General features: G+C 70.8%; 21 protein-coding genes and 1 pseudogene. 13 read left to right on the forward strand and 9 right to left on the reverse strand.

Translation table 11 applies throughout. The annotated features are described in order from the left end of the window. The first annotated feature begins 462 nt into the window (after positions 1-462). Positions 463-1,227: a ferritin-like fold-containing protein gene (locus tag ABIE67_RS30435; RefSeq protein WP_370264583.1), complete on the forward strand. Its 765-nt coding sequence runs from the start codon at positions 463-465 to the stop codon at positions 1,225-1,227. 156 nt (positions 1,228-1,383) lie between these two features. On the opposite strand, the gene ABIE67_RS30440 is transcribed toward ABIE67_RS30435, so the two are convergent. From ABIE67_RS30440 to ABIE67_RS30455, 4 genes are all read right to left on the reverse strand, one after another. Then, complete coding sequence (locus ABIE67_RS30440; RefSeq protein WP_370264584.1) at positions 1,384-1,653, reverse strand: hypothetical protein; 270 nt, start codon at positions 1,651-1,653, stop codon at positions 1,384-1,386. A 206-nt stretch (positions 1,654-1,859) separates the two neighbouring features. Then, positions 1,860-2,087 carry a DUF3107 domain-containing protein gene (locus ABIE67_RS30445; RefSeq protein WP_019754243.1) on the reverse strand — a complete coding sequence of 76 codons (228 nt, stop codon included), beginning with the start codon at positions 2,085-2,087 and terminating at the stop codon, positions 1,860-1,862. 184 nt (positions 2,088-2,271) lie between these two features. Beyond that, complete coding sequence (locus tag ABIE67_RS30450) at positions 2,272-2,913, reverse strand: TetR/AcrR family transcriptional regulator (RefSeq protein ID WP_370264585.1); 642 nt, start codon at positions 2,911-2,913, stop codon at positions 2,272-2,274. Positions 2,914-3,177: 264 nt separating this feature from the next. Then, positions 3,178-3,399, reverse strand: coding sequence for a hypothetical protein (locus ABIE67_RS30455; protein WP_370264586.1), 222 nt, complete (start codon positions 3,397-3,399; stop codon positions 3,178-3,180). Positions 3,400-3,674: 275 nt separating this feature from the next. On the opposite strand from ABIE67_RS30455, the gene ABIE67_RS30460 reads away from it, so the two are divergent. From ABIE67_RS30460 to moeZ, 12 genes are all read left to right on the forward strand, one after another. Continuing rightward, the gene (locus tag ABIE67_RS30460; RefSeq protein WP_370264587.1) at positions 3,675-4,715 is read left to right on the forward strand and encodes an alpha/beta fold hydrolase; all 1,041 of its coding nucleotides are present in this window, start codon (positions 3,675-3,677) and stop codon (positions 4,713-4,715) included. Positions 4,716-4,723: 8 nt separating this feature from the next. Beyond that, the gene (locus ABIE67_RS30465; RefSeq protein ID WP_370264588.1) at positions 4,724-6,370 is read left to right on the forward strand and encodes a DUF3152 domain-containing protein; all 1,647 of its coding nucleotides are present in this window, start codon (positions 4,724-4,726) and stop codon (positions 6,368-6,370) included. Positions 6,371-6,426: 56 nt separating this feature from the next. Further along, the gene (locus tag ABIE67_RS30470; RefSeq protein WP_370264589.1) at positions 6,427-6,519 is read left to right on the forward strand and encodes an Ms4533A family Cys-rich leader peptide; all 93 of its coding nucleotides are present in this window, start codon (positions 6,427-6,429) and stop codon (positions 6,517-6,519) included. Between the two features lie 197 nt (positions 6,520-6,716). Continuing rightward, positions 6,717-8,435: an ABC transporter substrate-binding protein gene (locus ABIE67_RS30475; protein WP_370264590.1), complete on the forward strand. Its 1,719-nt coding sequence runs from the start codon at positions 6,717-6,719 to the stop codon at positions 8,433-8,435. A gap of 4 nt (positions 8,436-8,439) precedes the next feature. Next, entirely contained in the window at positions 8,440-9,426 is a 987-nt protein-coding gene (locus tag ABIE67_RS30480; RefSeq protein ID WP_370264591.1) for an ABC transporter permease, read from the forward strand. Beyond that, complete coding sequence (locus ABIE67_RS30485) at positions 9,423-10,421, forward strand: ABC transporter permease (RefSeq protein WP_370264592.1); 999 nt, start codon at positions 9,423-9,425, stop codon at positions 10,419-10,421. The genes ABIE67_RS30480 and ABIE67_RS30485 overlap by 4 nt, the downstream gene beginning before the upstream one ends. Beyond that, positions 10,418-12,124 (forward strand): dipeptide ABC transporter ATP-binding protein, encoded by a 1,707-nt coding sequence (locus ABIE67_RS30490; protein ID WP_370264593.1) that lies wholly within the window; start codon positions 10,418-10,420, stop codon positions 12,122-12,124. Before ABIE67_RS30485 ends, ABIE67_RS30490 begins: the two co-directional genes overlap by 4 nt. Positions 12,125-12,336: 212 nt before the next feature. Continuing rightward, entirely contained in the window at positions 12,337-14,097 is a 1,761-nt protein-coding gene (locus ABIE67_RS30495; RefSeq protein WP_370264594.1) for a DUF3492 domain-containing protein, read from the forward strand. After that, on the forward strand, positions 14,094-15,407 hold the full coding sequence (locus ABIE67_RS30500) for a hypothetical protein (RefSeq protein ID WP_370264595.1): 1,314 nt from the start codon (positions 14,094-14,096) through the stop codon (positions 15,405-15,407). Before ABIE67_RS30495 ends, ABIE67_RS30500 begins: the two co-directional genes overlap by 4 nt. Positions 15,408-15,565: 158 nt before the next feature. Further along, positions 15,566-16,570 carry an NAD-dependent epimerase/dehydratase family protein gene (locus ABIE67_RS30505; protein WP_370264596.1) on the forward strand — a complete coding sequence of 335 codons (1,005 nt, stop codon included), beginning with the start codon at positions 15,566-15,568 and terminating at the stop codon, positions 16,568-16,570. After that, positions 16,558-17,382 carry a spherulation-specific family 4 protein gene (locus ABIE67_RS30510; protein ID WP_370264597.1) on the forward strand — a complete coding sequence of 275 codons (825 nt, stop codon included), beginning with the start codon at positions 16,558-16,560 and terminating at the stop codon, positions 17,380-17,382. Before ABIE67_RS30505 ends, ABIE67_RS30510 begins: the two co-directional genes overlap by 13 nt. Before the next feature lie 63 nt (positions 17,383-17,445). Further along, positions 17,446-18,624: an adenylyltransferase/sulfurtransferase MoeZ gene (moeZ, locus tag ABIE67_RS30515; RefSeq protein WP_370264598.1), complete on the forward strand. Its 1,179-nt coding sequence runs from the start codon at positions 17,446-17,448 to the stop codon at positions 18,622-18,624. Positions 18,625-18,799: 175 nt separating this feature from the next. Here moeZ and ABIE67_RS30520 read toward each other — a convergent pair whose 3' ends face one another. The 5 genes and pseudogenes from ABIE67_RS30520 to ABIE67_RS30540 all read right to left on the reverse strand — a co-directional run bounded on the left by ABIE67_RS30520 (position 18,800) and on the right by ABIE67_RS30540 (position 25,920). Then, on the reverse strand, positions 18,800-19,087 hold the full coding sequence (locus ABIE67_RS30520) for a DUF3303 family protein (RefSeq protein ID WP_274815459.1): 288 nt from the start codon (positions 19,085-19,087) through the stop codon (positions 18,800-18,802). A 484-nt stretch (positions 19,088-19,571) separates the two neighbouring features. Next, a pseudogene (locus ABIE67_RS30525) lies at positions 19,572-19,697 on the reverse strand (NUDIX hydrolase); the annotation flags it as partial. A gap of 113 nt (positions 19,698-19,810) precedes the next feature. Beyond that, complete coding sequence (locus ABIE67_RS30530) at positions 19,811-21,358, reverse strand: alpha/beta hydrolase (protein ID WP_370264599.1); 1,548 nt, start codon at positions 21,356-21,358, stop codon at positions 19,811-19,813. A gap of 134 nt (positions 21,359-21,492) precedes the next feature. Continuing rightward, complete coding sequence (locus tag ABIE67_RS30535) at positions 21,493-23,040, reverse strand: alpha/beta hydrolase (RefSeq protein WP_370264600.1); 1,548 nt, start codon at positions 23,038-23,040, stop codon at positions 21,493-21,495. A 150-nt stretch (positions 23,041-23,190) separates the two neighbouring features. Beyond that, positions 23,191-25,920: a YbhN family protein gene (locus ABIE67_RS30540; protein WP_370264601.1), complete on the reverse strand. Its 2,730-nt coding sequence runs from the start codon at positions 25,918-25,920 to the stop codon at positions 23,191-23,193. Positions 25,921-26,058 lie beyond the last annotated feature (138 nt).

Raw genomic sequence — 26,058 nt, forward strand, 5'->3', positions numbered from 1 at the left:
GGGGAAGGGGTTGAGGATGCCGACGGCCTCAAGGGCCTCGGCGGTCTCGGGAAGGATTCCGAGCTCTCGGAAAGTCGTAGTCAGGGTGCTGCCTCTTCTGTGTACGCGGTGCGAGGCGAGCGCGGGGGTCTTGACGGACCGTGCCGGGGACGTCGGCTGCCATACGGATTGGCCGTAGGACACGGGACCACTGCCGACGCTCTAGCGCTCGTACCGCTGAGGGTGTCCCTCCGGTCGTCGTACGCACAGTGCCGTACGGCCAGGGAGGGCTGTCGGGTCGGAGCCGATCGGGCCACCGACCGGGCATCCTCATAACGTGCGGCCCGTCGAATACGTCAGAGTACTCAGCGGGCGCATTACCACCATACCCCGGAAACGCGCACATGCGATGGCCGAATTGGTCACGTAGTCGGCGTCACAGTGATTGACCAGGGACTTCCGTGACACGGCGAGCGGGCTATTGTGCGCTTCATGACGACGCCTGACAACGCCTCCGCCGTCCCTGACCCCTCCGACTCCTCCGCCGCACACACCGGGGTCGCCGCCCAGGACTGGGCGCGGGCCTCCGCCGACCCGCAGTACCGGGCCGCCGTCGTGGACCTGCTCGGCGCGCTGGCCTACGGGGAGCTGGCGGCGTTCGAGCGGCTGGCGGAGGACGCCAAACTGGCGCCGACGCTGGCGGACAAGGCGGAGCTGGCGAAGATGGCGTCGGCCGAGTTCCACCACTACGAGAAGCTGCGGGACCGGCTCACCGAGATCGGGGCGGAGCCGACGCAGGCCATGGAGCCGTTCGTCGCCGCGCTGGACGGGTTCCACAAGCAGACGGCGCCTTCGGACTGGCTGGAGGGGCTGGTCAAGGCGTACGTCGGTGACTCGATCGCCAGTGACTTCTATCGGGAGGTCGCGGCGCGGCTCGACTCGGACACGCGGGGGCTGGTGCTGGCCGTGCTCGACGACACCGGGCACGCGTCGTTCGCCGTGGAGAAGGTGCGGGCCGCGATTGATGCCGATCCTCGTGTGGGTGGGCGGCTGGCACTGTGGGCCCGGCGGTTGATGGGGGAGGCGTTGTCGCAGTCGCAGCGGGTCGTCGCCGACCGGGACGCGCTGTCGACGATGCTCGTCGGTGGGGTCGCGGACGGGTTCGATCTCGCGGAGGTCGGCAAGATGTTCTCGCGGATCACTGAGGCGCACACGAAGCGGATGGCTGCGCTGGGGTTGGCGGCGTAGGGTTCTCGCCCCCGCCGCCCCTACCCGTCCCATCCTGAAGGGGCTCCGCCCCTTCGACCCCGCCAGGGGGCTGCTGCCCCCTGGCGCCCCGCTATCGGCCTTCGGCCTCGTCCTCAAACGCCGGACGGGCTGAATGTGCCCGTCAGTTCTCGGGGTCTATGCGGTCGCCGAGTGACGGCGGAGTCTTCCCGCGGGGCGTACCAGCAGGGACAGGGAGGCGGCGGAGACCACCGCCGAGCCGATGAGGATCACGAAGAGGTTGCCGAAGTCCAGGGCGGTGTGGGTGATGAAGGCGCCGAAGAGGGCGCCGGCGACACCTGTCGGCAGGACCAGGGAGCGGGTGGGCAGGCGGTGCGGCAGGCGGTGGGCGGCGGCCCATGCCAGGGCCAGGCCGAGGATCGCGGAGCTGAGCGCTTCCAAGAGCATGCTGGGGTCCCTCCCACATGGCCGACCTGCTCGAAACGGTCGTAGCCCGTCATACCCCTGACCTGCGGAATGCAATCCTCCTCTGTGATCGACCTGTGCGCCGTCCGTGGAGGAATTCCCGGCTGGGAGAGAGTGGAGACGCGGGAGGGGCCCGGGTGACCGTGGTCACCGGGCCCCTCCCGTCCAGCCCGTCTGCCGGCGCCTGCCTACAGCGCGCCGAAGCCCACCTTGCGCGGAGCCGGCTCACCGAGCTCCACGTACGCGAGTCGGTCGGCCGGGACCAGGACCTTGCGGCCGTGCTCGTCCACGAGGCTCAGCAGCTGCGACTTGCCGGCGAGCGCCTCGGACACCGCCCGCTCTACTTCCTCGGCGCTCTGACCGCTCTCCAGAACGATCTCGCGGGGCGCGTGCTGCACGCCGATCTTGACCTCCACGGCTATGTCCCTCCGACGGTCAGTGAAGTGCGCGACCTTCCGCGCCGTACCCAGCACACATTAGCCCGGTGAGGGGACGTGCACGCTCCGCCCAAGAACGCCAGTAGCGAACAGCGGGCGGGAACAAACACGCGGTACGCGTGCGTGCGGGTCGGTGACGCCCCACGCGCGCGTGGCCGTCACCTCAGTGGTGCTCGGTGCCGTGCAGCGGGAAGCCCGCGATGCCGCGCCATGCCAGGGACGTCAGCAGTTGCACCGCCTGCTCGCGAGGCACGCTGCGGTCGCTGTGCAGCCAGGAGCGGGCCACGACCTGGGCGAGGCCGCCGAGGCCGGAGGCGAGCAGCATCGACTCCGCGCCCGAGAGGCCGGTGTCCTCGGCGATGACGTCGCGGATCGCCTCGGCGCACTCGTTCGTGACCTTGTCGACGCGCTCGCGCACGGCCGGCTCGTTCGTCAGGTCCGACTCGAAGACCAGACGGAAGGCGCCGCCGTCGTCCTCGACGTACGCGAAGTACGCGTCCATCGTCGCCCGGACGCGCTGCTTGTTGTCGGTCGTCGACGCCAGCGCGTGCCGTACCGCCTGGATCAGGGACTCGCAGTGCTGGTCCAGCAGGGCCAGGTACAGATCGAGCTTGCCCGGGAAGTGCTGGTAGAGCACCGGCTTGCTGACGCCGGCGCGCTCGGCGATGTCGTCCATCGCGGCAGCGTGGTAACCCTGCGCGACGAAGACCTCCTGGGCGGCGCCCAGAAGCTGGTTCCGTCGGGCACGGCGCGGCAGGCGAGTGCCCCGCGGGCGTGCCGCCTCTGTCTGCTCGATGGCTGTCACGCCGCCTCCCAATGTCGTCCACATGCGGTGTGCGCCGCGCCGCCATCGTACTTTTCGGTAACCCTGCTGTGCGCGGTGCGAGCGCAGAATTTCACGGACCGGACGGGGACGAAAGTGGCGCAGAAGGTTTGAAACCCGGTCGGAACGGGCAAGGAATGGCCTCTCTCCTGCTCAACGGCACTGTCTTCCGTGCCCGGCTGTACCTGAGTTCGTGCCCGGCCGTACCTGGCGTTCATGCTCGGCGGCCCCAAGTGCCGCCCTCGGTCACCGGTAGTCGTCCTCGTCGGTGGAGACCACGCGGGCCTGTTCGATCAGATCGGCCTCGTTGGCGCGGTCCTGGTTCGCGCCGGTCAGCCGGTCGTCGCGGTCGGGCCTGACGTCGGTCTGCTGCTCGGCCGCGTCGGCCGCGGGGGCCTCGACGTCGAACTCCTCCACCTCGGTGTCGTCGTCCACGAACGTATCGGGGTCGCTGGGATCGACGGTCATGGCGGGCTCCCTTCCTAGAACGTCCCCGTGGGGCACGACGTCCCTGGGTGAAGCAGGGGTCCACTTACGGATGCCCTGCGTATGAGCCTAGGAGACGCCGGTTCCGGACGCTATGCGATCTGCGGGGGATGTGCGGGCAATTCGGGCGGGCTCCGGGTGGCTTCCGGGCCGGTGGTTCGGGTGGCCGGTTTCCCGGCCCGGAAACTGCCATGTACGTGTCGACTTGTGACGGCGAACACATGAACCAGTGCGTGATCGTCTCGTAACATTGCCGCATGTCTTCGACCGAGCTCCCGTCAGCGCCGGCCGCCAATGTGCTCCCCAAGGTGGCGACCGTCAGGGTCGCCGAGGGGGAGCGGCTGCGCTCGGTCGGGCTGCCCGGGATCACGCTGACGGTGCGGTCGAGACCACCCGCGCGTGAGGGGCTGCCGCCCGCGCTGTACGTCCATGGACTCGGCGGTTCCTCGCAGAACTGGTCGGCGCTGATGGAGCTGCTCGACGGCGACGTCGACTGCGAGGCGGTCGACCTGCCGGGCTTCGGCGACTCGCCGCCGCCGGACGACGGCGACTACTCGATCACCGCGCACGCACGCGCGGTGATCCGCTATCTGGACGCGTCCGACCGGGGCCCCGTACACCTCTTCGGCAACTCCCTCGGCGGCGCGGTCACCACGCGCGTCGCCGCCGTACGTCCCGACCTGGTCCGTACGCTCACGCTCGTGTCGCCCGCCCTGCCCGAGCTCCGCGTCCAGCGCAGCGCCGTCCCCACGGCGCTCCTCGCGGTGCCCGGAGTGACGGCGCTCTTCACCCGGGTGACCAAGCAGTGGACGGCGGAGCAGCGGGTCCGCGGCGTGATGCACCTCTGCTACGGCGACCCCGCGCGCGTGTCGCCGGAAGGATTCAGCAACGCCGTCGAGGAGATGGACCGGCGGCTGCAACTGCCGTACTTCTGGGACGCGATGACGCGCTCGGCGCGCGGGCTGGTCAACGCCTACACCCTGGGCGGCCAGCACGCGCTGTGGCGCCAGGCCGAGCGGGTGCTGGCGCCGACGCTGCTCATCTACGGCGGCCGCGACCAGCTCGTGGGCTACCGCATGTGCCGGAAGGCCGCGCGCAGCTTCCGCGACTCCCGCCTGCTGAGCCTGCCGGAGGCCGGGCACGTGGCGATGATGGAGTACCCGGAGGTGGTCGGCCGGGCATTCCGTGAACTCCTGGCGGAGTCAGGGGAGGCGGCAGTGGGCCGTGTCCGGGGCGAGCCCCGGGGCGGGAACGCCGCCGCGGGCGAGGATGCCGTGACCGAGAACGCGGGGAGCTGACGCGCGACGTGGGACGCCACAGCCGCCGCGGGCCCGCGGCCAAGCCCAAGCGCGACTCCGCGGACACAACCGCACGACAGGACTCCCGGGGAGCACTGCCGGAGACGGGTGCGGCCCAGCGGGGGCCGTCCGCGCCGGGGGCGGCTCCGGGCGCGGGGCAGAGCGGTTGGCCGCAGTCCGCTGGGCCCGGTGGCCGCCGGGTGCCGGGTCCGCCGCCCCCGCGGCAGGGGATGCCTGTCGGTAGGGCGCCGGCGAACGGCGGGCGAGGCTATCCCGACGGCACGCCCGCGCAGGGGGTTCCGAGGCTGCCCGACGGCACGCCCGCGCACGGCTTTCCCCGGTTCCCGGATGGCACGCCCGCGCAGGGGGTTCCGAGGCTGCCCGACGGCACGCCCGCGCACGGCTTTCCCCGGTTCCCGGATGGCACGCCCGCGCAGGGGATCCCGAGGCTGCCCGACGGCACGCCCGCCCACGGCACCCCCCAGGCCCGTGCCGGCCATCCCCAGCAGCGTGAACCCGGCGGCGGCTGGGGCGAGTTGAGGGGGCGTACCGGGGTCGCGTACGGCACTTCTCCGGCGGGCGGCGCCCCGCCTGCGACCGGCGTTCCGCTGCCGCGGCCCCGGCGGGCGGCGCCGTCCGAAGGGCCCCGGCAGGAGTACGTCGAGGCCTTCGACGGGGACGACGACGTGTTCGCGCCGCGTACGTCCGAGACCGCGCACGCGTCCGGTCCGTACGGCTCCGTCACCGACTGGGACACCCGGACCGGTGCGGGGGACGGTGTCGCGAACGACTCCGACGCCTACGTGGACGACGACGCACCGCCGACGGGCGAGCCCGTGTCGACGAAGGGCAGCAAGGGCCGGACCTTCTCCGGCATCGCGGCCGCCGCAGTGGTCACCGTGCTGGCCGTCGTGGTCGCCGGCCAGGTGACGAAGGGGCGGGCCGACGGCGACGTACAGTCGCAGTCCGCCGCCGATCAGGAGCGGGACGCCCGTGACTCGGCCTCGCGCGGGGACGAGCGGCCGACGCCCTCCGGTTCGCCGAGCGTGGCGCCGCTGACGTACGAGCAGAAGATGGCCGAGACGTACGCGCTCAGCGCCACGCTCAAGGGCTCGGGAAAGTTCGAGGCGATCCCGGGCGTCGACAGGGCGCCCGGGACGGGGCAGAAGTTCACCTACCGCGTGGACGTGGAGGAGGGGCTCGGGCTCGACGGCGAGCTCTTCGCCGAGGCCGTGCAGAAGACGCTCAACGACGACCGGAGCTGGTCCCACAACGGCGCCCGTACCTTCGAGCGCATCTACTCCGGCAAGCCCCGCTTCGTCATCACCCTGGCCAGCCCCGGCACCACCGCCGTCTGGTGCGCCAAGTCCGGGCTCGACACCACCGAGGACAACGTGTCCTGCGACTCGGCCGCCACCGAGCGCGTGATGATCAACGCGTACCGATGGGCGCAGGGGTCCGAGACCTACGGTGACCGCATGTACGCGTACCGGCAGATGCTGATCAATCACGAGATCGGCCACCGGCTCGGCTTCAACCACGTCACCTGCGACAAGGACGGCGACCTCGCTCCTGTCATGCAGCAGCAGACCAAGTTCCTCGACCACGACGGGATCCACTGCCGAGCCAACCCCTGGCCGTATCCCGGGAGTTGACAGGTGACTCACACGTCACATTGACATGTGCAGCGAGTTCATACATATTTCTGCACATGTCGACCCGTCACGCCCCCTCTCGCGCCGCCATCGAGCTGGCGCTCATCGGCGTGACCGCGCTGTGCGTGGCCGACATCGACTGTCGCTGACGTTCGCCCCCGGGCGTTCGCGTCGCGATCTTCTTCCACTCCTGTGAGCTGCTGACGGGCTTCCGAGCCCGTGCTCGTTCATGGGCCTCCGACGACCCGACGGTCCGACGCCCGGGCAGACGTCTGTTCTTTCTCGTCTCACTCCGCGTCAATCTGTCTCGTTATTCGAGATTCGTCATTCCGAGAGGTCGTCTCCGATGCGTCAACCGTCCGTCATAGCGCGCCGCGTGGCCGCGGCATCCGTCAGCCTGGTCGTGGCAGCGGGCGCCGCCGCCTGCGGGCCCGAGGACAACGATGCCAAGAGCGCTGGTGGCGACTCCACGCCCCACAAGGGCGGCACGCTCACGGTCCTGAACTCCAATCCGCAGCAGGACTTCGACCCCGCCCGGCTGTACACCTCCGGCGGCGGAAACGTCCCTTCCCTGGTCTTCCGCACGCTCACCACCCGCAACCGCGAGAACGGCGAGGCCGGCGCCGAGGTCGTCCCCGACCTCGCCACCGACACCGGGCGCCCCAACAAGGACGCCACCGTATGGACGTACACTCTCAAGGAGGGCCTCAAGTACGAGGACGGGACCGCGATCACCTCGGCCGACATCAAGTACGGCATCGAGCGCTCCTTCGCCCCCGAACTGTCCGGCGGGGCGCCGTACTTGAGGGACTGGCTGGTCGGTGCGGCCGACTACCAGGGGCCGTACAAGGACAAGAAGGGCCTCTCGGCGATCGAGACGCCGGACGCGCGGACCATCGTCTTCCATCTGAACAAGCCCGAGGGCGAGTTCCCGTACCTGGCGACGCAGACGCAGTTCACGCCCGTGCCGAAGGCCAAGGACACCGGCACGAAGTACGAGGAGCACCCGGTCTCGTCCGGCCCGTACAAGGTCGTCAGCAACGAGAACGACGGTGAGCGTCTCGTCCTGGAGCGCAACACGCACTGGTCCGCCTCGACGGACGCCGAGCGCAAGGCCTACCCCGACAAGATCGACGTACGGTCCGGGCTCGACTCGTCGGTGATCAACCAGCGGCTGTCCGCGTCCCAGGGTGCGGACGCCGCCGCGGTCACCACGGACACCAACCTCGGCCCCGCCGAGCTGGCCAAGGTGACCGGCGACAAGGAACTCGCTTCCCGCGTCGGTACCGGACACTTCGGCTACACCAACTACATCGCGTTCAACCCGACGATCAAGCCGTTCAACAACGTCAAGGTCCGCCAGGCGGTCTCGTACGCCATCGACCGCTCGTCCGTGGTCAACGCAGCCGGCGGGTCCGCGCTGGCCGAGCCCGCCACCACCTTCCTGCCGGACCAGAAGTCCTTCGGCCACACGCCCTACGACCTCTTCCCGGCGGGCAAGGCCGGTGACCCGGCCAAGGCCAAGGAACTGCTGAAGGAGGCCGGTTACGCGAACGGGCTGACCGTCACCCTGACCCACTCCAACGCCAAGGACTTCGAGACCAGCCCCGAGATCGCGACCGCGATCCAGGACGCGCTGAAGAAGGCCGGCATCACGGTCGAGCTGCAGGGTCTGGAGGAGAACGACTACTCCGACAAGATCCACAACGTGAAGACCGAGCCCGGCTTCTTCCTCGCGCACTGGGGTGCGGACTGGCCCTCCGGCGGCCCCTTCCTCGCCCCGATCTTCGACGGCCGGCAGATCGTCAAGGACGGCGCGAACTTCAACACGGGCCTGCTCAACGACAAGTCGGTCAATGCCGAGATTGACGCGATCAACAGGTTGACCGATCTTGACGCCGCCGCCAAGCGATGGGGTGCGCTGGACAAGAAGATCGGCGAGCAGGCGCTGACGGTGCCGCTGTTCCACCCCGTCTACAAGCGGCTGTACGGCCAGGACATCAAGAACGTCGTGATCAGTGACTGGACCGGTGTTCTGGACATCTCCCAGGTCGCGGTGAAGTAGCGCCGTGAGTGAGGCAGTTCTCGCCGTCGAGGCTCCCGGGGCGTCCGCTCCGGGAGCCTCGGGGGCCCGTCAGTTCTGGCGGCGGCTGCGGACGCAGCGCGCCGCCCTCGTCGCGGCGGTCGTCGTCGCGCTGCTCGTCCTGGTCGCGCTCGCCGCACCGCTGCTCACCGCCGTCGAGGGCCAGGACCCGACCACGTACCACCCGTCCCTGGTGGACTCCGCGCACGGGGGCGTGCCCATCGGGTCGTTCGGCGGGGTGAGCGCCGACCACTGGCTCGGCGTCGAACCGCAGACCGGGCGGGACCTGTTCGCGCGGCTGGTGTACGGCGCCAGGGTCTCCCTGGGGGTCGCGCTGGCGGCGACCGTCGTCCAGGTCGTCATCGGTGTCGTCGTGGGCGTCGCGGCCGCGCTCGGAAACCGATGGGTTGATCAACTGTTGAGCCGGTTCACCGACATCATCGTGGCGATGCCGTTGATGATCATGTCGTTGGCGCTGCTCGCGATCGTGCCGGCGAGCTTCCCGCGGCCCGTGCTGGTCGCCCTCGTGATCGGTCTGATCGCTTGGGGCAACATCGCGAAGATCGTGCGCGCCCAGACGCTCACCCTGAAGAGGCTGGACTACGTCTCCGCCGCCCGGCTCAGCGGCTGGGGCTCATGGCGGATCGCCCGCCGTGAACTGCTGCCCGGTGTCGCTGCACCGGTCATCACGTACGCGGCGCTGCTCGTCCCGGTCAACATCACCGTCGAGGCCGCCCTCTCCTTCCTCGGCGTCGGTGTGAAGCCGCCGACGCCGTCCTGGGGACAGATGCTGACCGCGGCCGACGTCTGGTACCAGGCCGCACCGCAGTACCTGCTGCTGCCCGCCGGAGCGCTCTTCGTGACCGTCCTCGCGCTGACCGTCCTCGGCGACGGCGTGCGCACCGCGCTCGACCCGCGTGCGGCCTCGCGGCTGCGCGTCGGCACGGGCCGCAAGAGGGAGGCCAAGGCATGAACGGCTTCGGAGGGTTCGCCCTGCGCCGCCTCGTCGGCGCCGTCGTCACCCTGTTCGCCATCTCGGTGATCGTCTACGTCGTCTTCTACGTCACCCCCGGCAACGTCGCCCAGATCACCTGCGGCCCGCGCTGCTCGCCCGCCCAGGTGCAGCAGGTCGCGGAGCAACTGCACCTCGACGACCCGCTGTACGTGCGCTACTGGCACTTCCTGGAGGGCCTCGTCGCCGGCCAGGACTACTCGACCGGCACCGCGGTGCAGCACTGCTCCGCGCCCTGCCTGGGGCTGTCGTACCAGAGCGACCAGCAGGTCACCCAGCTGATCCTGGCGAAGCTGCCGGTCAGCCTGTCGCTCGTGTTCGGTGCGATGGTGCTGTGGCTGGTCCTCGGCGTCGGCACCGGCGTCCTGTCCGCGTGGCGGCGCGGGCGCCTCACCGAGCGGCTGCTGACCGGCATCACGCTCGCGGGCGTGGCCACGCCGGTCTTCGTCATCGGCCTGGTCCTGATGATCGTCGTCTGCGGACAGCTGCGACTGCTGCCGTTCCCGCAGTACGTCGCCTTCACCGACGACCCGGAACAGTGGGCGTGGAACCTGCTGCTGCCCTGGCTCTCGCTCGCCCTGATCGAGGCCGCCGCGTTCGCCCGGCTGACCCGGGCGGCGATGCTGGAGACGCTGGCCGAGGACCACATCCGGACCTTCCGTGCGTACGGCGTGAGCGAGCGGTCGGTCATCGGGCGGCACGCGCTGCGCGGGGCGTTCGCGCCGGTCATCGCGCTCAACGCCAACAACTTCGGCAGCGCGGTAGGGGGCGCGGTGCTCACCGAGACGCTCTTCGGCCTGCCCGGCATCGGCCGGGAACTGGTCCACGCGGTCAATGTGGTCGACCTTCCGGTCGTGGTCGGCATGGTCCTGGTCATCGGTTTCTTCGTGGTCGTCGCCAACGTCGTCGCAGACGTCCTGTACGCGGTGGCCGACCGACGGGTGGTGCTCACATGAGCCTGGTGAACGTCACGGATCTGACGGTCGAGTTCGGGTCCCTGCGCGCGGTCGACGGCCTCTCCTTCCGGCTGGAACAGGGCGCCGCCCTCGCCCTCGTCGGCGAGTCCGGCTCCGGCAAGTCCACCGTCGCCTCCGCCCTTCTGGGGCTGCACCGGGGCACGGGCGCGCGCGTCGGAGGTGCGATCGAGGTCGCCGGTGTCGACGTGCGGGAGGCCTCGGACGAGGGGCTGCGACGGCTGCGCGGCGGAAAGGCCGCGATGGTCTTCCAGGACCCGCTGTCCTCCCTCGACCCGTACTACGCGATCGGCGACCAGATCGCCGAGGTGCATCGCGCGCACACGCGTGTGTCGCGGCGAGCGGCACGCGCGCGTGCGGTGGAGGTGCTGGACCGGGTCGGCATTCCGGACGCGTCACGACGATCCCGTTCGCGCCCCCACGAGTTCAGCGGCGGTATGCGCCAGCGCGCCCTCATCGCCATGGCGCTGGCCTGCCGGCCCGACCTGCTGATCGCGGACGAGCCGACGACAGCGCTCGACGTGACCGTCCAGGCCCAGATCCTCGACCTGCTGCACATGTTGCGCGAGGAGACGGGCATGGGGCTGCTCCTCGTCACGCACGACGTGGGCGTGGCCGCGGAGAGCGTCGACGAGGTGCTGGTGATGCGGCACGGCCGGGCGGTGGAACACGGGCCGGTGGCCGCCGTACTGGGATCGCCTGCGCAGCCGTACACGCGCGAACTGCTCAGCGCGGTCCCGCGCGTGGATGCGCCGCGCGCCGTCTTCGCGGCGTCGGAAGGGGTGGCGGAGGAATCCGTGGTGGGGGTGGCGGTGGAGTCCGTGGGGTCGGCGGACGGGTCGGCGGACGGGTCGGCCAAGGCGCCGGCCGAGGTGTCGGCGAAGGTGTCGGCCGAGGTCGTCCTGGAGGCGGCCGGCCTGCGGCGTGAGTTCGGGCGCGGGAAACGGGCGTTCACGGCCGTGGACGACGTGTCGCTGAAGATCCGCCGAGGGGAGACCCTCGGAGTCGTGGGGGAGAGCGGCAGCGGCAAGACGACCCTGGGACGCATGCTGGTCGGGCTCCTGGAGCCGACGGCGGGGGAGGTCCGTGACGACGGCCACGCGCGCGTGGGCGTGAATCCCGCGGTGCAGATGGTCTTCCAGGACCCCGTCTCCTCCCTCAACCCCCGCCGCAGCGTGGGCGAGTCGATCGCCGACCCGCTCCGCGCGCGCGGCGAGTCGGACGAGGGGCGCATCCGGGGGCGTGTACAGGAACTGCTGGAGCGTGTGGGGCTCGAAGCGGCGCACTACGACCGTTACCCGCACGAGTTCAGCGGCGGCCAGCGCCAGCGCGTGGGCATCGCGCGGGCGCTCGCCGCCGACCCGCGCGTCATCGTCTGCGACGAACCCGTCTCCGCGCTGGACGTCACCACTCAGGCCCAGGTCGTCGCCCTGCTGGGCGAGTTGCAACGCGAACTCGGACTCGCGCTCGTCTTCGTCGCGCACGACCTCGCCGTCGTACGCCAGGTCAGCGACCGGGTCGCGGTGATGCGGCGCGGACGGATCGTCGAGGAGGGGCCCGCCGACGAGGTGTACGACAACCCGCAGGACCCGTACACCAAGCAGCTCCTGGCCGCCGTACCGGCACTCGATCCGCGGATCGCGGCCCAGCGGCGGTCCGCGCGACGGGAGTTGGCCATCGTGTGACCGTCCGAGCCGTTCAGGTGTGACGATGCGTGCGCGTTTGATCTCCTAGCGCGACGGAACGCGACCTGCACGGGAAAGTTACGACCGTTCACCCCTTTTGGTGGCGCGATGGACAACCGTCCGTCGCGCCACCGCCTTGTCCGCATACGTTCGTCCCGCTGTGAGCCGCCGGGGGAACGGCGGCTCCCCTTAGGGAGATCGGGGGTGTACTCGTGCGCATCGGACTGATTGCGGAGGGCGGCTATCCGTATGTGAGCGGTGACGCCAGGCTCTGGTGCGACCGGCTCGTGCGCGGGCTCGGACAGCACGAGTTCGACATCTACGCGCTCAGCCGCAGCGAGCGCCAGGAGGACGAGGGCTGGGTCCCGCTGCCACCGCAGGTCAGCCGGGTGCGCACGGCGCCGCTGTGGGCGGCCGAGGGCGACATCTGGAGGGGCGGCCCGAAGGGCCTGGTCAGAAGGTCGGTGGTGGGCGACGGGTGGGCGTACGGCCGCCGCGCGCGCCGCAGGTTCGCCGAGTGCTACGGCGAGCTGGTGGCCGCGGTCTGCGCGGGGGGCGCCACAGACGCGTCCGGGGCTTGCGAGGACGCGTCGGCCACTGAGGCGGACCGTTTCGGCAACGCGCTGTACGGGCTCGCCGAACTCGCCCGCGACGAGGGCGGACTGGTGGGAGCGCTCCGCTCCGAGGCCGCCGTACGTGCTCTTGAGCGCGCCTGCCGAGCGCCGGGCGCCCTGCGTACGGCGCGTGAGGCGCGCGTTCCCGATCTGCTGGCCTTCGCCGCGCATCTGGAACGCGCCCTGCGCCCCCTCTCGCTCGACTGGTACGAGGACGACGGCCTGGGCTCGGCCGATCTGTGCCACGCCACGTCCGGCGGCGCCGCGGCCCTGTCCGGCCTGCTCGCCCGCCACTTCTGCGGCGTACCGCTGCTGCTGACCGAGTACGGCGTCCGCCTCCGTACGCACTACCTGGCCGCCCCCGAAGCCTCCCCCGCCGTACGATCCCTGCTCGCCGCCCTCCACGGCAGGCTCGCCGCCGAGACCTACGCCCAGGCCGCCGTCATCACCCCCGGCAACGGCCACGCCCGCCGCTGGCAGGAGCGCTGCGGCGCCGACCGCGCGAAGCTCCGCACGGTCTACCCCGGCATGGACGCCTCCCGCTTCGCGGAGGTCGGCGAGGCCGCGGAGTGTGCGGATCCGGACTCGCTGGTCTGGGTCGGCCGTATCGAACCGGCCAAGGACATCGTGTCGTTGCTGCACGCCCTCGCCGAGGTGCGCAAGGAGGAGCCGAAGACCCGCCTGCGGATCGTCGGCACCCCCTCAGGTCCCGAGGGCCCCGCCTACCTCGGTCATTGCAGGGCGCTGGCCGCACAGCTCTTCCCCGACGAGGCCGAGGGCCCGCACACCGTCGGCGACAACCCCGTCTCCTTCGAGGAGATCGGCGGCCCGGAGATCCCGACCCTCGCCGACGCGTACGCCTCCGGCGCCGTGGCCGTCCTGTCCAGTGTCGTCGAGGGCTTCCCGATCGGCCTGGTCGAGGCCATGTTCAGCGGCCGCGCGACGGTGTCCACCGATGTCGGCGCGGTGGTGGAGGTGATCGGCGGCACGGGTCTCGTCGTACCGCCGCGCAATCCGCGGGCACTCGCGGCGGCCTGTGTGGCGCTGTTGCGCGACCCCGAGCGCCGGGCACGTCTGGGCGCGGCCGCCCGCGCGCGTGCGCTCGAACTGTTCACCGTCGAGCAGAACGTCGCGGCATTTCACGGCATTTACCTGGAGATCGTCTCGCGCACGCCGGTCCGCCGCCTCGTTCTCGACGAGGCCGGAGACCCCCGGCCCTTCGCCGTCCCCGCCGAGGCCCGCGTCCCCGGCCGCTGGACCGAGCGAACCGCACGCCCGGTGGCCCGCGGCGGCCCGCCCCGCAGGCCCGGAGCCCCCGTACGCGCCACCGCGCTGCCCGCGACGGAGGGGGCGCGATGAGCAGCGGCCTGGGCGGACTCGACCGCCCCGGGGCTCCGACCAGCCCCGGGGTCTGGGACGAGCGGTCGGAGGAGTGGCTCATGGCGGAGAGGGACGCCCGGGAAACAGCGGAGGGGGACACCCGGGAAACGGCGGAGAGGAGCGTCCAGGAAGGTGTCGCCGACTCGCGGCCCGCCCCCGCCGACGCACCGGCTTCCACCCGCACCACCGCCCCTCGACCGGCCCCCACCCGCCGTACCGGCGCCGATCCCGTGAAGGCCCTGATGCACCGTCACCGGGACCTGTGCGAACGCGCGGTCGACCCGCTGGAGATCGCCGCCGGTCTGGAAGCCCACGGCATCAGCGACCGCACCGCGTCACGCTTCCTGCACCGGGACGTCTTCTCCCTCGCGGAGGAGATGTACGCCCGAGTGCCACGCGACGCCGAAGCGCCACCCAGCCCTCCGCCCCCCACCACACCCCGCGCACGGCCGGACTGGATCCTCCTCACCCTCCTCCCCGGAACCCTCTGCGCGGCGGCCGTGGTCGGCCTGCACCTCACCCACGGCCGGTCCCGCCTGATCGCGGCCGCCGCAGGAGCCCTCGCCGTGACGCTCGCCCTGCGCGCGGCCCTCGCCCGAGGCCCCCTCGCCACCACGGACCGCGGACACCCGACCGCGGCCCGGATCTCCTGGCTCGTCGCCTACGCCCTCCTCGGCGACGGACTCCTCCAGGCAGCCGCCGCCGGGGGCCCCGACACGCTCCCCACCGGCACCGCCGAAGGCCCCTGGCCCCTCACCACCGCCCCCGTCCTGGCCCTCGCCCTGTCCTGCGCCCCCGCGGCCTGGTGCGCCCACCTCCTCGCTGTACGAGCCCGCCGCAAACTGTCGTCCAGCCGGGCCCTGGAGGAGTTCGCCACCTCCGCGAAACCCCTGCTCCTGGGCACGTTCGCCCTCTATCTCTGCGCCCTGGCAGCCCTGCTGGCCCTGACCGCCACCGCCCTGGACCAGCCCTCAGCCCACCCCCAGACCCTCACGCTGGGCGCCCTCCTGTTCCTCTGCCGCCTGCTCACCAGCCACGGCTTCACCCGTGCCCCCGTGCTCGTCCTCACCGCCGCAGCCTCAGCCGAGGCGACGTCCCTGGCCGCCCTGTTCGCGGCCCGCCTCCCTGGCTGCGCCTGGCTGGCCACCCCCGTCCAGGCCCTCGTCGACACCTGGGGCCCGGCCGCCATCCCGACCATCGCCTGCGGCACGGCCGCCCTGACGCTCCTGCTGCACGCGACGCGCACCCTCACGAGGGCATCGGCCCACGCGGAGCCGGACCCGCCGTGAACCCCCGCAGCTGCGCGGACCGCCGCAGGCACAGCAGCCCGTACCGCCCCATCACCGGAGGCATCACCACCTCAATCCCTCCGTCTGAGACCCCCTGAAGGAGAACCCCAAATGATCACCTCCCGACCCGATGACCCCTCGGCCGCGGGAGCCGCCCGATGAGAGTCCTGCTGATCGGAGCCAACGGCTACCTCGGCCGCTTCGTAGCCGACCGTCTCCTCGCCGACCCCGCCGTCCAACTCACGGCCCTCGGCCGCGGTGACGACGCCGACGTCCGCTTCGACCTCGCGTCCGGCAGTCCCGGTGCCCTCACCCGCTTCCTCGACGCGGTCCACCCCGGCGTCGTCATCAACTGCGCCGGCGCCACCAGGGGCGGCGCCCGCGAACTCACCCGCCACAACACCGTCGCCGTCGCCACCGTGTGCGAGGCCCTGCGCCGCAGCGGCTGTGGCGCCCGCCTCGTGCAGATCGGCTGCGGCGCGGAGTACGGCCCGAGCCAGCCCGGCTCCTCCACGGCCGAGGACGCCGTCCCCCGCCCCGGCGGCCCCTACGGCGTCAGCAAACTCGCCGCCACCGAACTGGTCCTGGGCTCCGGCCTGGACGCCGTGGTCCTCCGGGTCTTCTCACCCGCGGGCCCCGGCACCCCCGCCGGCTCCCCGCTCGGCCGACTCGCCGAGGCCATGCGCCGCGCCATGCAGTCGGGCGACGGCGAGCTCAAACTCACCGGCCTCGGCGCCCAGCGGGACTTCATCGACGTCCGCGATGTGGCCCGTGCCGTCCACGCCGCGTCGCTGTCCGCCGCGCAGGGCGTCATCAACATCGGCTCGGGCCGTGCCGTCCGCCTTCGCGACGCCGCCGCCGTCCTCGCCCGCGTGGCCGGGTACGGCGGCGCCCTCCACGAACTCGACGGCCCGCCCGGCCCGTTGCGCTCGTCCATCGGCCACCCTCGCGCCGACTCGGACCACGCGATGCACGCGACCCATGCGGTGCACGCCGCCCATGCGGGCCAGTCCGCCCCGGTCGTGTACCCGTACCCGGACGGCTGCGGCAGCTGGCAGCAGGCCGACGTGCGCACCGCACGCGACCGGCTCGGCTGGCGCCCTCGGATCAACCTCGAGGAGTCGCTGGGCGATATCTGGATGGAGGCGGCATGCCGTATCTGACCGGGACCACGCCCACCACAGCGAGCACGGACCTCCGCACCGGCCTCGGCGTCCCCGGCTACGCACACCCCCTGCTCGCGCCGGCCGAGTGGGGGGAACTCACCCGCCCCAACACCCCCGTGCACTGGGTCGTCCTCAACGTCGCCGACGGTCCCGGCGCCCGCCCCGACCCGCACTGCCTGGAGGCCGTCGGCAGGCTCCGCAACGCCGGAGTCCGCGTCCTCGGCCACCTGGACACGGCCTGCCTGGACACGGCCGGCCTGGACACGCCCCGCCTGGGCACGGCCCGCCTGGGCACGGCCCGCCTGGGCACGGCCCACGGTGCTCGCGCCTACGGCGAGGTGATCTCCGAGGCCCATCGCTACCTCGACTGGTACCGGGTCGACGGCTTCCTCCTGGACCGCTGCCCGACCGAGCGCGCCGCTCTGCCCGAGATCCGCCGCACGGTCACCACGCTCCGGGTGCTGCGTGACGAGGCCCACATCGTCCTCGGCCACGGCACCCACCCGCACCCGGGCTACGCCGAGTGCGCCGACCAGTTGGTCACCTTCCGCGGCTCGTGGAGCGACTACCGCTGGTCGCAGGTGGCCGAGTGGACGGCCGACTACCCGCCCGACCGCTTCTGCCACCTCGTCCACGGCGTGCCCCTCGGCCATCTCGACGAGGCACTGCGCATCGCCCGCTGGCAGGGCGCCGCGACCATCTGGTTCACCGACCGCACGGACGGCGGCGGGCGCACCGACCCTTGGGAGGCCATGCCCGGCTACTGGGACGAAATCGTCTCGCGGATCGGAACAGGTGTCTCGGAATGAAAAAGGCCATGGCACTGTTACGGAGAGAACAACCGTAGTGATCGACCGACCAACGGAGTCCCCGTGTCGCTGCCACCCCTGGTCGAGCCGGCCCCCGAGCTCACCGTAGACGAGGTTCGCAGGTACTCCCGCCACCTGATCATCCCCGATGTGGGGATGGACGGGCAGAAGCGGCTGAAGAACGCCAAGGTGCTGTGTGTGGGCGCCGGCGGCCTGGGCTCGCCGGCGCTGATGTACCTGGCCGCCGCGGGCGTCGGAACGCTCGGCATCGTGGAGTTCGACGAGGTCGACGAGTCGAACCTGCAGCGCCAGATCATCCACAGCCAGGCCGACATCGGCCGCTCCAAGGCCGAGTCCGCGCGCGACTCCGTCCTCGGCATCAACCCGTACGTGAACGTGGTCCTTCACGAGGAGCGGCTCGAGGCCGACAACGTGATGGACATCTTCAGCCAGTACGACCTGATCGTCGACGGCACGGACAACTTCGCCACGCGCTACCTGGTCAACGACGCCTGCGTGCTGCTGAACAAGCCGTACGTGTGGGGCTCGATCTACCGCTTCGACGGCCAGGCCTCCGTCTTCTGGTCCGAGCACGGCCCCTGCTACCGCTGCCTCTACCCGGAGCCCCCGCCGCCCGGCATGGTCCCCTCCTGCGCCGAGGGCGGCGTGCTCGGCGTGCTGTGCGCGTCCATCGGCTCCATCCAGGTCAACGAGGCCATCAAGCTTCTGGCCGGCATCGGTGAGCCGCTGGTCGGCCGCCTGATGATCTACGACGCCCTGGAAATGCAGTACCGCCAGGTCAAGGTCCGCAAGGACCCGAACTGCGCGGTCTGCGGCGAGAACCCGACCGTCACCGAGCTCATCGACTACGAGGCCTTCTGCGGCGTCGTCTCCGAGGAGGCCCAGGAGGCGGCCGCCGGCTCGACGATCACTCCCAAGCAGCTCAAGGAGTGGATCGACGACGGTGAGAACATCGAGATCATCGACGTCCGCGAGATCAACGAGTACGAGATCGTCTCGATCCCCGGCGCCCGGCTGGTCCCGAAGAACGAGTTCCTCATGGGCACCGCCCTGGAGACCCTCCCGCAGGACAAGAAGATCGTCTTGCACTGCAAGACGGGTGTCCGCAGTGCGGAAGTCCTCGCGGTCCTCAAGTCCGCGGGCTTCGCCGACGCCGTGCACGTCGGCGGCGGCGTGATCGGCTGGGTCAACCAGATCGAGCCGCACAAGCCGGTCTACTGAACGGCCCTTCCGCTGACCAGCGAGACAGAAGAAGCCCACGGCTCTGACCAGCTCAGATGCCGTGGGCTTCTGTCGTTGTCGGTTGGCGGCGGGTGGCCTTGGACGGCCCAGAGACGGCCCGGACTCTGCGCCCGGCCGTCGCCAGTCTGGAAGAGACGGCCTCTTCGTCCCGAAGCTACTTCAGGGCAGCAAGGCCCCTCTGCAATTCGTCGAGGTTCATGACCGGCTCAAATGTGACTTCCGCGCCCATCTCCTGGAAGAACGGGTCGGCGATGGAGGGCAACTCTGAGCTGTCCTGCATGTCGAATACGAGAATCATGGAACGCCCGCCCTCAGGAGTGAAGTAGGCGGCCTCCGGCTTCAGTCGCTCGATGGCTGACTTCACGGAGTCGGGCATCGCTCCGCCCTTCGTCACCTGATTCGACATCTGGGTGTCCATGCGGGCCTTCATCATCATCCGCATCGCACGCTCTCCTCGCGCACCGCGACCTGCGCGGTTCCGTCCGCGCTCGCTGGGATCCGGTGCATCCAGCTCAGTTCACCTCCGTGGATCACCGTCCGCAACAATTACTACGCTCCGCGTGATGCCAAAGGAGAGGCGACGTGGCCACGCACAGACATCTACGAGGTCGGTGGAACGGCTTTGGGCGGGAGCTGCCATGGGGCGAGTGATCATGGCCCCTTAAGCTTCCGGCGAGTCGGGCAGTCTGTGGACCTGCCCGTTAAAGCACGACGTTGGGGCCATGATCTTAGAGGCTCGCCCCATGGTGGCTGCCTAAAGCCGTGGGCCGACCGCCCCAGCCACAGGGGGTGTTGCCCGCTCCATGCCCGCAGCCGCGAGCGCGCCGCCGGGCGCGGCCAGCCGGAGCGGAGACAGGAGGCAGGTCGCGCCGCAGAGGCGGCGCGGGCCCGCGCCGTGCGCGGGCCTTGATGAAGTAGGGAAAGTTCTATCCCGCTGGGATGAGGCGCTTGCCGTCGTGGCTCCGTACGTGCGGGCCGTTGCCGTCCAAAGCGTCCAAGAGCCGGATCGCGAAGACCTCGGCCATGCGCTCCGCGACCTCCTCGGGCGTGACGATGCCAGGAAGCCGCAGGTCACGCCGTAGGCGGCCTGACTTGCCGGTCTACTGAGCGGCCGGCTCCTGAGCGGACGGCCTCGCCGGTAAGGCGAATTCGGCCCCCGCCGTCGTCATGAGCAGACCTTGCCGTCCTTGGGTACCGTCCCTTCCAGCAGATACGCGTTCACCGTGGAGTCGACGCAGGCGCTCCCCTTCCCGTACGCGCTGTGGCCCTCGCCCTTCCAGGTGAGCACCACGCCGACGTCCTTGCCCAGTTCGTCCGCCATCCTCCGGGTGCCCTCGTAGGGCGTCGCCGGGTCGCCGGTGTTGCCGACCAGCAGGATCGGTGCCGCACCCGGCGCGCTCACCTCCGGGGTGTCGTACTGCCCGGCCACCGGCCAGTTGTGACACCAGCCTCCTATGTCCCAGCCCAGCATCGGGCCGAACACCGGCGAGACCTTCTTGAACCGCGGCAGCAGCTTCTTCGTCTCCTCGGCCGTCGGCCGCTGCTCCTCGTCCAGGCACGATATGACCCGTTGTGAGTGGGACCCCGTGCCATAGCGGCCCGACGCGTCTCGGTCGTTGTAGTTGTCGGCGAGCGCCAGGAGTTCCGTGCCGTCGCCCCGCTCGGCCGACTCCAGGGCACTGGTCAGGGCCGGCCAGCTCGCCTCGCTGTACAGCGGTCCGATGAGGCCGACGAGCGCGAGTGTCTCTGTGAGCTTTCGCTCGGACGACGTCGGCAGCGGGCTCGCATCGATCCGCTTCAGCAGGTTCACGATCTTCTGCGTGCCCCCTTCCGCGCCTTGGCCGGTGGACCTGAGGTAGTTGTTCAGCGCGCGCTGGAAGCCCCTGGTCTGGTTCTCGGCGTGGCCCGCGGTGTCGGCGCTCGGGTCGACGACCGCGTCCAGGATCAGCCGCCCGACCTTCTTCGGGAACAAGTGGGCGTAGACGCCGCCCAGTTCGGTGCCGTAGGAGATGCCGAAATAGTGCATCCTCGTGTCGCCGAGGACCTGGCGCATCAGATCCATGTCGCGGGCGGTGTCGGTGGTCGACACATGCGCCATCAGGGTCCCCGCGGACTTCTGGCAGCCCTCTCCGAAGGCGGCGGCGTCCCGGAAGTAGGCGGTCTCCTCGGCCGGGGTGTCCGGTGTGATGTCCACGGACTCGGAGGCCTGGATCTCCTTGTCTCCGCGGCAGCGGATGCCCTCGCTGGCGCCCACCCCGCGTGGGTCCCAGCTCACCAGGTCGTATCGCTCGCCCAGCTCGGACGCGTTGGTGGAGTACCACGGCAGGGTGGACGTCCCCGAGCTGCCGGGGCCGCCGAAGTTGAACAGGAGTGAGCCGATGCGGTCGCCGCCCGTGGCCTTGGCGCGGATCAACGCGAGGTCGATCGTCCTGCCATCCGGTTTAGCCCAGTCCAGAGGCGTTTTGAGCGTCGCGCACCGCCATTCGTCGCCCGGCGTGGGGGAGTCCTCGGTGGCCTCGCAGCGTCCCCAGTCCAGTTTCTGCGAGGTCAGCGAGGACGGCAGTGGCTTCTCCGGGCCGGCGGAGGCGGCCGATGAACTCGTGCCGCTGGTCTCTCCCTCGGCATCCGCGCTGTCCGACGAGCCGCCGCTGCAGCCCGCCGCCAACAGGGCAGCGGCCGCCGTCAGGGCCGTCCACCGTACGAAACGTGCCACGTCACTTCCCCCCTCGCAGGCCGTCCGCACCGTGCCGCGGATGGCGGTCAGGCCATAGTAGGCAGAAGACGAACGGGCCGTTGCCGCCTGTGGATAACTCTCTGACCTGCATTTTTGTGCTTCTTGCGACGGTCTCAGGAGCAGACCGTGCCGGCCGCCGGCACCTTCCCGTCCAGCAGATATCCGTTCACCGCGTCCTGCACGCACTTGTTCTTGCTGTTGTAGGCCCCGTGCCCCTGACCCTTGTACGTCAGCTCGACGCCCACCCCTTCGCCCAACGCCTCCACCATCCGCCTCGCGCCCTCGTACGGTGTGGCCGGGTCGCCGGTGTTGCCCACGACGAGGATCGGCGCCGCGCCGGGCGCGCTGACGTCGGGATGGTCGGCGGCACCCGCCACAGGCCAGTCGGTGCAGCTGAGCATGGCCCAGGCGAAGGCGTCGCCGAGCAGGGGGGAGGCGGACCGGAACGCGGGCAGCTTCTGCTCGACGTATTCCGGGGTGTACCGCGGTTTGTCGTCGGCGCAGTTGATCGAGACGTTGGCTGCGGTGATGTTGCTGTACTCGCCGTTCTCGCTGCGTCCGTTCAGCGAGTCGGACAGCAGCATCAGGATCCTGCCGTCACCGTCGTACGCCTGCTCCAGGCCCTCGGTGAGGTACTGCCAGAGGTCCTGTGAGTACAGCGCCTGCACGATGCCGTTGGTCGCGACGCTCTGGGTCAGTTCGCGCGGGAAGATCGCCTGGATCGGCTTGCTGTCGAGGTCCTTCAGCAGTTTCGCCATGCGGTCCTTGACGTCCTGGGCGGTGTCGCCGATCGGGCAGTCCTCGGCCTTGGAGGTGCACTCCTCGGCGAAGTTGTCGAGCGCGAGCTGGAAGCCCTTGACCTGCCCGAGTGAGCCCTGCTCCGAGTTCTGCGTGGGGTCGACCACCGCGTCGAAGACCGCGCGGCCCACGTTCTCGGGGAACAGGTGGGCGTAGACGCCGCCCAGTTCGGTGCCGTACGAGATGCCGAAGTAGTGCAGTTCGTCGTCGCCGAGGACCTGGCGCAGCAGATCCATGTCGCGGGCCGCGTCGGTGGTGCGCACATGCGGCAGCATTCCTTCGGAGTTCTCCTCACAGGCCTCGTTGAACTCCTTGGCGCTGTCCAGCAGTTCGGTCCGCTCGGCGGCGTCGTCCGGCGTGGAGTCCTGCTGGAAGTAGGCGTCGAGCTGCTGGTCGTTCTCGCACAGGACGGGCGCGCTGCGGCCGACCCCGCGCGGGTCGAAGCTCACCAGGTCGTAGCGGGTGCGCAGCTTCTCGTACCCGTCGCCGGAGGAGGGCAGTGCGGTGACGCCCGAGGCGCCGGGGCCGCCGAAGTTGAAGATCAGCGAGCCGATGCGCCGGTTCTCGTCGCCGCTGGTCCTCGCCCGGATCAGCTCGATGCCGATCGTGTCGCCCTTGGGATCGTCCCAGTCGCGGGGCGCCCTCATCGTGGCGCACTGCCATGACCCGCCGTCCGGCAGGGGTGACGGGCTGCCCGCGCCGCCCTGCGCCTGGGACGGGGCAGGGCAGTCCTTCCAGCTCAGAACCTGAGCCGTCAGATCCTTGTCCCCGTTGTCGTCGTCGCTGCAGCCCGCCAGTACGGAGGGCAGCAGCAGGGCAGCGGCGGTCAGGGCAGCAGCGCGCATCCGGGGCGGGTTCGGCATGATCCCATCCTGCGGTCGTACGTGGTGGGGCGCTCGGGGCACGAGCCGTACGAGGTACGGCGGCGCCTCACCTGTTCCCTGCCCCTACAACGTACGACGCCAGGGCCCGCGTACGACAAGCCCCTACGGTCCTGCGCACGCCGCCTCGCGCTACAGCGCGCCCTTGCGGGTCAGGTGGTTGAAGGCCAGCCAGCCGGGCAGCACGGGCAGCCACAGCGTCAGGAGCCGGAACAGCAGCACCGCGGGCGCGGCGACCTCGCTGGGCAGGCCCACGGCGATCAGACCGACGGTCAGGGTCGCCTCGACGGCGCCCACGCCGCCGGGGGTCGGGGCCGCGGAGCCGAGCGCGTTGCCCGCGAGGAAGACGACGGCCACGCTGGCGATGCTGAGCGAGGTGCCCTCGCTGCCGAACGCGCGGATCGACGCGTCCAGGCACATCACGAAGCAGGCGGTCAGCAGCAGCATGCCGCCGATACCCGTGACCAGCTTCTGCGGCCGCTGCAGTACGTCAAGCATGCGTGGCACGACACCCGCGAACAGCGACCTCACGCGCGTGACGACGAATTTCCGCAGGAACGGCACCGAGGTCACCACGAGGACAAGCACCGCCACCGTCAGCAGACCCGCGATGACGGTCCGGGACGGCGACAGCGACGGTGTCTTCTCGGTGCCGGTCAGATAGCCGAAGGACAGCAGCATCAGGATGTGGCAGCCGAGCCCGAACAGCTGCGACGCGCCGACGCTCGCCACCGCGAGCCCCGGCCGCACTCCCGCGCGCTGCAGGAAGCGCGTGTTCAGGGCGACCCCACCCACCGCGGCAGGCGCGACGATCTTCACGAAGGACCCGGCGACCTGGGCCGCCACCGTCCGCCGGAACGGCACGCGCTCGGGCACGAACCCCAGCAGGGCCATCGCCGCCGCGAAGTAGCTGGCCGCCGAGAACAGTACGGCCGCGGCCACCCAGCCCCACTGCGCGTTGGAGATGAGCGGGCCGAACTCGATGTGCGTGAGCTGCGTCAGCAGGAAGTACGCACCGATGGCACCGGCGATGAAGCTGATCAGCGTGCGCGGGCGCACCCGCTCCAGCCGGGCCGGCTCGACCGGTGCCTGTGGCCTGATCCGCAGCACCTCATGGCGGATCAGCGTGAGCAGATCCTCCTCGCGCGCCTCGTCCAGGGCCTCGTCGATGGCCCGCTTCTCGGCCCGTGCCTGCGCCTTGACGGTCTTCTTGTCCGGCTTTTCCGGCTTGTCCAGTGCCGGCCCGGTCTCGCTCGGGGCTTCCTCGCTGCGGGTGTGTTTCGCGTGATTGGACGCCTCCAGCACCGCCTCGCGCTCCCGCTGGGCGCGCTCCCGGGCGAGTTTTCGCAGCGTCGCGCGCGTGGAGCGGCTCAGGGCGATGGGCTGCAGCATCGGCAGGCAGTCGGCCACCGCGTCGGGGCCCAGCACGTTCACCGCGGAGGCGACCGCGCGCTCGGCGCCCACACGCAGGCCGAGGGTCACCAGCAGCTGGGAGATGTCCATGCGCAGCAGCAGATTGTTCGCCGCGATCTCGCCGATGCGCAGGTCGGTGATGATCACCTTGCCGGAACGATCCACCAGAATCGCGTCACCCACCAGCCTGCGGTGCGCGATGCGCCGGGACTGCAGCGCCTTGACCTGGAGCCAGGTGCCGCGCAGCAGCTCGTCGGTGATCTCCTCGTCCGACAGGGAGTCCAGGGTGTGCCCGCCGGTGTGCTCGTAGACCAGCATCACGGCGTCCGGGCCGAGCTCGGAGGTGGCGATCAGCTTGGGCGCGTTGGCGCCGGCCGCGATGGCCGCGTAGGCGAGCAGCGCCTCCTGCTCCAGGGCCTGGCGCAGCGACTGGAGGCTGCTTCGGGTGGCGAAGCCGCGCAGCGCCAGATTGCGCCACGCGCGATAGAAGAAGCCCTGGGCCTGCTGCTCCCGGTCGACCACCGTCACGTCCAGCGGAGGACCGTCCTCAAGCGTGACGAAATAGCGCCGGCCGCGGTCGCCGGTCTCCTGTGTGTCGGAGATCTCCTCGCGGGCCGCGCTCACCGGGCGGAAGCCGACGTGCCGGAGGCCCGCCAGCAGGGTCTGCCCGGTGGGGCGGACATTGGGCGAGCCGACCGCGTACAGCGTGCCGTATGCGACGGTCCAGCCGATCAGCAGCGTCAGGATGATCGAGAACGGCGTGGTGTAGCCGGTGACCAGCATGGAGAAGGCGTACAGGACCAGGACCGCCCACAGGACCGCACGCCAGCGGGGTCTGCGGGACATACCCACGGCCGTCATGTACGCGATGACCGGTGCGAGATACCCGTGCACCGGGTCGGTGAGGGAGCCGATGTCGCCGGGCGAGGGCTGGGTGAGGGCGTCCCGGATGGACTCCGGAGCGGCCCGCGCGACCCACAGGTCGGTGGCGAGTGTCACACCGTGTGCGAGCACGGCCGCGAGGACGCCGTCGGCGATCCGAAGCCCGTCCCGCTTGATGAGCCGCTCGATCGCGAAGGCGACGGGCACCAGGAGGATCGCGATGCTGGACACGAGTCCGGCCATCTTGCTGAACACGTCGGGCGCCTGGCCGGTGCCCTTGTTGATGTCCTGCTCGAGGCCCGAGGTGGTGCCGTGCGCGAACGCGGCGATCGCGAGCAGCAGCACGATGCCCAGCACGCCCACGAGGAGCCGCATCAGGTCGGAGGGACGGTGCACGCGCGCGGGGAGCAGCGGTTCGTCGCCCTCGACCTCGTCGACGTGCGCCTCGTCCAGGTCGTACGCGGCCTGCTGCCCCTCGTCGGCCTTGTCGGCGTTCGCGGTGCCGGGGCGCGACGAAGCGTCAGAGGTGCTCTTCGCGCCCTCCGAGTGCACACCCTGCTGCTTCATCGTCTCTTCTTGATCTCGTATCACCAGTCACCGCCCGCACGATGGTGGCATGCCCCACCGACACACGGGGGCATCAGGGTGCAAATGCGGGGGCGCACAGTCTGCCCGAAGCGCCGCCGCAGGGCGAGGCATACGCAC

Source organism: Streptomyces sp. V4I8 (assembly GCF_041261225.1).
Taxonomy (GTDB): domain Bacteria; phylum Actinomycetota; class Actinomycetes; order Streptomycetales; family Streptomycetaceae; genus Streptomyces.